The sequence below is a fragment of the Geminicoccus sp. genome, assembly GCF_036263595.1.
Classification (GTDB): Bacteria; Pseudomonadota; Alphaproteobacteria; order Geminicoccales; family Geminicoccaceae; genus Geminicoccus.
Map to the genome: position 1 here is coordinate 23,299 of NZ_DATAGQ010000149.1, position 6,335 is coordinate 29,633.

A 6,335-nucleotide genomic window follows, 5' to 3' on the forward strand; every position below is an offset into this window, starting at 1 on the left:
CATGATCGAGGCAGCGACAAGGCCGGCAGGGTCGACGGATGACATCCTCTGTGATGTCCTCCGGCCGGCACTGCGGGCCGTCTTCGTGGGCATGGCGGCAGGCAAGGCCTCGGCAGCCAAGGGGCGGCACTATGCCGGCCCGGGCAACAAGTTCTGGTCCGTCCTCGCGGCGGTCCGTCTCACGCCCGAGCGGCTGACGCCCGATCGCGAACGGGAACTGCTAGGGCATGGCCTGGGACTGACCGACATGCAGAAGCGCCAGTCGGGAGCCGATGCCGAGATCAATGTCGGTCCAGCCGATGTCGAGCTGGCCCGGTGCAAGCTCCGGGCAAACCGTCCAGCGGCCATCGCCTTCAACGGAAAGCGTGCCGCTGCCTATTGGCTCGGCACCGGCACGACGGCCCTGCGATATGGTCCGATGGACGATCCGCATGGTGTGGTGCCGGAATTGTTCATCCTTCCATTGACCTCTGGCGCAGCGTCCGGCTTTTGGGATGTGCGGCCATGGATCGAACTGGCCGGACGCCTGACGCGGTCCTGGCCTGACGAAGCAGCTTTGCGGAGTGGGACTAGCTGATGGCCAACCACAGCTTCGATCTGGTCGTCGTCGGCGGCGGGCCGGGTGGCTACGTCGCGGCCATCCGGGCAGCGCAACTCGGCATGAAGACCGCGCTGGTCGAGCGGGAGCATCTGGGCGGAATCTGCCTGAACTGGGGCTGCATCCCGACCAAGGCCCTGCTTCGCTCGGCGGAGGTCTACGACCATATGGGGCATCCCGAAGCCTACGGATTATCCGTGCAGGGTCGAGGTTTCGATGCCGCCGCCGTGGTCAAGCGCAGCCGCAACGTGGCGTCGCAGCTCTCTGGCGGCGTCAAGCATCTGCTCAAGAAGAACAAGGTGACCGTCTTCGACGGTTCCGGCTCGCTTGCCGGGAAGAACACGTTGAAGGTGTCGACCAAGGGCGGCGAGGAGACGCTTTCGGCACCGCACATCATCCTGGCGAGCGGCTCGAGGGCCCGCGTGCTGCCGGGTCTGGAGCCGGACGGCAAGCTGGTATGGACCTACAAGGAAGCCATGGTCCCGGCGGCCATGCCGAAGTCGCTGCTGGTCGTGGGCAGCGGTGCGATCGGCATCGAGTTCGCCTCGTTCTACCGCTCCATGGGCGCCGACGTGACGGTGGTCGAGGTGCTGGACCGGGTGCTGCCCGTGGAAGATGCCGAGATCTCGGCCTTCGCCCACAAGCAGTTCGAGAAGCGCGGCATCAAGATCCGCACCGGGACCAAGGTGGCCAAGCTCGACAAGAAGGGCAACTCGGTTGTCGTCACCTTGGAGCTGCCGGGCGGCAAATCCGAACAGGTCGAGGTGGAGAGGGTGATCTCGGCCGTCGGCATCGTCGGCAACACCGAGCATATCGGCCTGGAAGGCACCAAGATCAAAGTCGAGCGCTCCCACATCGTCGTGGACGAGTGGTGCCGCACCGACGAGCCCGGCGTGTACGCGATCGGTGACGTGGTTGGAGCGCCCTGGCTGGCTCACAAGGCGAGCCACGAGGGGGTGATGTGCGTCGAGAAGATTGCCGGCCATGGCCATCCCCATCCGCTCGACCTGACCAAGATCCCCGGCTGCACCTACTGCACCCCGCAGGTGGCGAGCGTCGGCTATACGGAAGAGGCGGCGAAGAAGGCTGGCTATGAAGTGAAGGTCGGCCGGTTCCCGTTCATCGGCAACGGCAAGGCCATCGCACTTGGCGAGCCGGAAGGCATGATCAAGACCGTCTTCGACGCCAAGACCGGCGAGCTCCTGGGCGCGCACATGGTCGGCGCGGAAGTGACCGAGCTGATCCAGGGCTTCGTGATCGCGCGGCAGATGGAGGCCACGGAAGAGGATCTGATGGCCACGATCTTCCCGCATCCCACCCTGTCGGAAATGATGCACGAGGCAACGCTTGCAGCCTTCGGTCGGGCGATCCATTTCTGAGCAGGCGATGCGCTCCCATTCGAAGGACAGTTGATGGCCACGGTCACGATCACGCCGCCGCAGTTCCAGCGCAAGCCGGCCTGGATCCGCGTCAAGGCGCCGACGTCCGAGACCTTCCATGAGGTTCGCAAGCTCATGCGGGCCAAGAAGCTGCACACGGTGTGCGAGGAAGCGGCCTGCCCGAACATCGGCGAGTGCTGGCAGCAGAAGCACGCGACCTTCATGATCCTGGGTGATACCTGCACCCGGGCCTGCGCGTTCTGCAACGTGAAGACTGGCATGCCGGTGGCGGTCGACCCGCACGAGCCGCGCCATGTGGGCGAGGCCGTCCAGGCGATGGGCCTCAAGCACGTCGTCATCACCTCGGTGGACCGGGACGATCTGCCGGACGGTGGCGCATTTCAGTTCGTGCGGGTGATCGAGGCGATCCGCGCGGCGTCGCCGGAGACGACGATCGAGATCCTTACTCCGGACTTCCTGCGCAAGCCCGGGGCAATCGAGAAGGTCGTGGCGGCCAGGCCCGATGTCTACAACCACAATCTTGAGACGGTGCCGCGGCTCTATCGGACGGTGCGGCCGGGTGCCCGCTACTTCCATTCACTCCGCCTGCTGCAGAAGGTGAAGGAACTGGATCCTGCCATCTTCACCAAGTCCGGCGTGATGCTGGGCCTGGGCGAGGAGAAGCGTGAGGTCCACCAGGTGATGGACGACATGCGGTCGGCCGAGGTCGATTTCATCACGATCGGCCAATACCTCCAGCCGACCAGCCGGCATCATCAGGTGATCCGGTTCGTGGAGCCGGCCGAGTTCGACGCGCACGCCCGGATGGCGCGGGCGAAAGGCTTCCTGATGGTATCCAGCTCGCCGCTCACCCGCTCATCCCATCATGCAGGCGATGATTTCGCCAAGCTGCGCCACGCCCGCGAGGCGCAGCTGGCTCGTACAGGTCTTGGCCTCGAAGCAGCAGAGTAATGCCTACCCATTCCGAACGCCGCTATCTGCCCTACACGCCAGCGCAGCTCTTCGACATCGTCGCCAGCGTCGATCGTTATCCGGAGTTCCTGCCTTGGTGCTCGGCTGCCCGGATCAATGAGCGACAGGGTGACGTGTTCTTCGCGGACCTCGTGATCAGCTTCAAGGTCTGGCGTGAGAAGTTCACCTCGAAGGTCACGCTCCATCGGGCTGAGCGAAAGATCGACGTCCAGTACGTGAACGGTCCGTTCAAGTACATGAATAACTACTGGAAGTTCCTGGATGGGCCCGAGAATGGCTGCATCATCGACTTCCACGTTGAGTTTGAGTTCAAGTCGCGCGTCCTGCAGCAACTGATCGGCCTGTTGTTCGACGAGGCGGTACGACGCATGGTGGCAGCCTTCGAGACGCGCGCCCGCAAGCTTCACGGCGATCGTGGCCCGTCGCGTCCAGTCAACGAAGCTGGCGAAGTGGCTCTCCTGCCACGCAGCTGACAGGTCTCAGGCCAAAGAAAACGGCTGCAGGTTCGCACCTGCAGCCGTTTTGCTTCCGCCAGGCTGCCGATCAGGTCAACCGAACCAGTTGGCGTTGATGCCGGTCTCGCCGGTGATCGTCAGCGTGTGGTTGAAGCCCAGGTTCACCACGGTGTTGCCTTCGACGACCGCGGCATTGGCGATCGCGTTCTCCACCGTGTTGCCATTGCCGCGCAACGAGATCTTGTCTCCGCTCTCGGCGTTGAAGTCGGTGATGGTATCCTGGTCGCCGCCTGAGCGGAGCACGATGAACAGGTCGGAACCAGCACCGCCAGTCATCGAGTCGTTGCCGGCCTGCCCGTTGATCTGGTCATTACCGGAACCGCCATCGAGGATGTCGTCGCCATCACCGCCGGTCATGATGTCGTCGCCGCCGTCGCCGTTCATCCGGTCGATGCCGGCCTTGCCATCGACGATGTCGGCGCCTCCACCGGCCCGGATCTCGTCGTCACCGAGGCCACCAAAGAGGCGGTCGGCTCCATCAGGACGGTTCGGATCGCCGTCGCCAATGATCACATCGTTGCCGACTGCGCCGAAAATGACGTCGCCCTCGGAACCACCCGTGATCAGGTCGTCGCCTGCGCCGCCGGTCAGGACATCCTGGCCGGTGAACCCGCCCCAGAGTTCGTCGTTGCCGTCACCACCGTCGATGCGGTCGGTGCCCCATTCGCCATAGATGAGGTCGTCGCCGCCACCGCCGGTCAGGTAGTCGTCACCGCCTGACGATGGGATCACGTCGAACTCCGCCGAGACCCGGTCACCACGGATATCGTCGTCGCCATCGCCACCCGCGACCGTGTCGTTGCCTGCACCACCCAGAAAGCGGTCGTTGCCGGCATTGCCGATCAGGATGTCGTTGCCGTCCCTGCCGAACAGACGATCGTTGCCGTCGCCGCCGCGCAGTGTATCGGCACTGGCATCGCTGATCAGGACGTCATTGCCTTCCTGGCCGTCGAGCAGGTTGATGCCACCGTTCCCGTACAGCGTGTCCCGGCCGAGGCCGCCATAGAGCTGGTCGTTGCCGGTGCTCCCGGTGAGGAAGTCGTCGCCGTCCTCGCCAAACAGAATATCGTCGCCAGCGCCGCCGTTGATGCCGTCATTGCCGCCCAGGCCGTGGATTTCATCGGCCTGGTTGGTACCGGTGATGCTTTCGTCGCCAGATTGGCCGTTGATCAATGCCATGCGTGCTTCCTCGTCGGGGCTTGTTGGTTGGCGGGGCGAGCTGGGGGATCAATCAGCCGAACCAGGACGAGTCGACGCCGGTCGTGCCGGTCAGTGTCACCGTATGATTCGAACCGAGGTTCAGGACCGTGCTGCCGCTGACGACCTGGGCCGACGCAATGACGGCCGATACGTCGATCCCACTGCCACGCAGCTCGATCTTGTCCACGCCGATCTGGAAGTCGGCAATCGTATCCGCTTCACCCTCGTGCCGAAGGATCACGAAGTTGTCAGTGCCGGTCCCACCGGTGAGCCTGTCGTTGCCGAACTGGCCATTCAGCATGTCGTTGCCGGCACCGCCGTTCAGGATGTCGTCGTCATTGCCACCGGTGATGCTGTCGTCGCCATCTCCACCGTTCAGCGTGTCGGTGCCGTCCTTGCCGTCGAGCAGGTCATTGCCTTCGGCGCCATCGACCTGATCGTTGCCGAGGCCGCCAAAGAGACGGTCGTCGCCGTCGACGGTGTAGTCGTCGCCATCGCCGGACATGACATCGTCGCCGGCTGCACCGAACACGATGTCATTGTCGTTGCCACCATTGATCGTGTCATTGCCGGCACCACCGGTGATGGTGTCCTTGCCGACATTGCCGCCCCAGATGATGTCGTTGCCGTCACCGCCGTCCAGCGTGTCGTCACCCCATTCGCCGTAGATCTGGTCGTCACCGGCACCCGTGAAGATGCGATCGTTGCCGCCGACTGTGGGAATGACGAGCACTTCGACCCGATCGCCAAACGCGATGTCGTTGCCGTCGCCGCCGGAGATGACGTCCATGCCGTCGCCGCCATAGAGCCGGTCGGCACCCTCGGCGCCGATCATCACGTCGTCGCCGCCGCGCGCGAACATCCGGTCTAGCTCAGCGAAGCCGCGCATGACGTCATTGCCGTCGCCACCGACCAGATTGTCCTTGCCGACGCTGCCCTCGATCACCGCCATGAGTCATTCCTACTTCTATCCAACATCGACTGAATGCCGGACCACCATCAGCTAAGCGATGATATCGCTGTCTGCGGCCTGCCCAGATCGAACCCGCCGGCATGAGCCGGCGGGTTCCGCAGAGACCTTGCGATGCGCGGGATCACCCGAACAAGGATGCGACCTTGTCGGGGGTGATGTCCGTGACGCCGTTCAGGGTCACGGTGTGGTTGAGGCCAAGGTTGAGGACGGTCGCCGCTTCACCGGGCGTGGCGGTGACGTCCACCAGCTTCGCGCCGCGCAGCAGGATCTTGTCCTCGCCGACGATGAAGTCGGTAATGATGTCGGCTTCGCCCTCGGCACGCAGGATGGTGAAGTTGTCGGCGCCTGTGCCACCGGCCATGGTGTCGTTGCCGAACTGGCCCAGGATCTCGTCGTTGCCGGCCCCGCCATCCAGGATGTCGTCGCCATTGCCACCGGTGAGCCGGTCCACGCCGTCGCCGCCGGTCAGCGTGTCGTTGCCGTCCTTGCCGTCCAGGGTGTCGTCGCCGATCCCGCCATTGACGGTGTCGTTGCCGAGGCCGCCGAACAGCTCGTCGTTACCGGCATCGCCGTTCATGATGTCGTCGCCGAGCGCGCCGAAGAACCGGTCGTTGCCGTCGCCTGCGGTGATCTGGTCATTGCCGGCACCGCCGGTGCCGATGTCGTTGCCCGTGTTG

7 protein-coding genes are annotated in these 6,335 nt (G+C 64.3%); 4 read left to right on the top strand and 3 right to left on the bottom strand.

What is annotated here, in order from left to right; translation table 11 throughout:
* Position 1: 1 nt before the first annotated feature.
* From VHL31_RS15540 to VHL31_RS15555, 4 genes are read left to right on the top strand one after another with little or no spacing between them, the layout of a single operon-like run.
* Positions 2-577, top strand: a complete 576-nt coding sequence (locus VHL31_RS15540) for a mismatch-specific DNA-glycosylase (RefSeq protein ID WP_329662138.1) — start codon at positions 2-4, stop codon at positions 575-577.
* Positions 577-1,977: a dihydrolipoyl dehydrogenase gene (gene lpdA, locus VHL31_RS15545; protein ID WP_329662139.1), complete on the top strand. Its 1,401-nt coding sequence runs from the start codon at positions 577-579 to the stop codon at positions 1,975-1,977. Before VHL31_RS15540 ends, lpdA begins: the two co-directional genes overlap by 1 nt.
* 33 nt (positions 1,978-2,010) lie before the next feature.
* On the top strand, positions 2,011-2,949 hold the full coding sequence (gene lipA / locus VHL31_RS15550; protein ID WP_329662140.1) for a lipoyl synthase: 939 nt from the start codon (positions 2,011-2,013) through the stop codon (positions 2,947-2,949).
* Complete coding sequence (locus VHL31_RS15555) at positions 2,949-3,443, top strand: type II toxin-antitoxin system RatA family toxin (RefSeq protein WP_329662141.1); 495 nt, start codon at positions 2,949-2,951, stop codon at positions 3,441-3,443. Before lipA ends, VHL31_RS15555 begins: the two co-directional genes overlap by 1 nt.
* Positions 3,444-3,518: 75 nt before the next feature.
* Here the strand turns inward: VHL31_RS15555 and VHL31_RS15560 are convergent, their stop codons facing one another.
* The 3 genes from VHL31_RS15560 to VHL31_RS15570 all read right to left on the bottom strand — a co-directional run.
* Positions 3,519-4,664: a calcium-binding protein gene (locus VHL31_RS15560; protein ID WP_329662142.1), complete on the bottom strand. Its 1,146-nt coding sequence runs from the start codon at positions 4,662-4,664 to the stop codon at positions 3,519-3,521.
* 52 nt (positions 4,665-4,716) lie between these two features.
* Positions 4,717-5,637, bottom strand: coding sequence for a calcium-binding protein (locus VHL31_RS15565; protein ID WP_329662143.1), 921 nt, complete (start codon positions 5,635-5,637; stop codon positions 4,717-4,719).
* 142 nt (positions 5,638-5,779) lie between these two features.
* Positions 5,780-6,335, bottom strand: a 556-nt coding sequence (locus VHL31_RS15570; protein WP_329662144.1) for a calcium-binding protein, incomplete at its 5' end; no start/stop codon positions are given.

Bases quoted from the DNA above. Each gene is read 5' to 3' on its own strand.
- VHL31_RS15540 (WP_329662138.1), top strand. From the start codon at position 2: ATGATCGAGGCAGCGACAAGGCCGGCAGGGTCGACGGATGACATCCTC.
- lpdA (WP_329662139.1), top strand. From the start codon at position 577: ATGGCCAACCACAGCTTCGATCTGGTCGTCGTCGGCGGCGGGCCGGGT.
- lipA (WP_329662140.1), top strand. From the start codon at position 2,011: ATGGCCACGGTCACGATCACGCCGCCGCAGTTCCAGCGCAAGCCGGCC.
- VHL31_RS15555 (WP_329662141.1), top strand. From the start codon at position 2,949: ATGCCTACCCATTCCGAACGCCGCTATCTGCCCTACACGCCAGCGCAG.
- VHL31_RS15560 (WP_329662142.1), bottom strand. From the start codon at position 4,664: ATGGCATTGATCAACGGCCAATCTGGCGACGAAAGCATCACCGGTACC.
- VHL31_RS15565 (WP_329662143.1), bottom strand. From the start codon at position 5,637: ATGGCGGTGATCGAGGGCAGCGTCGGCAAGGACAATCTGGTCGGTGGC.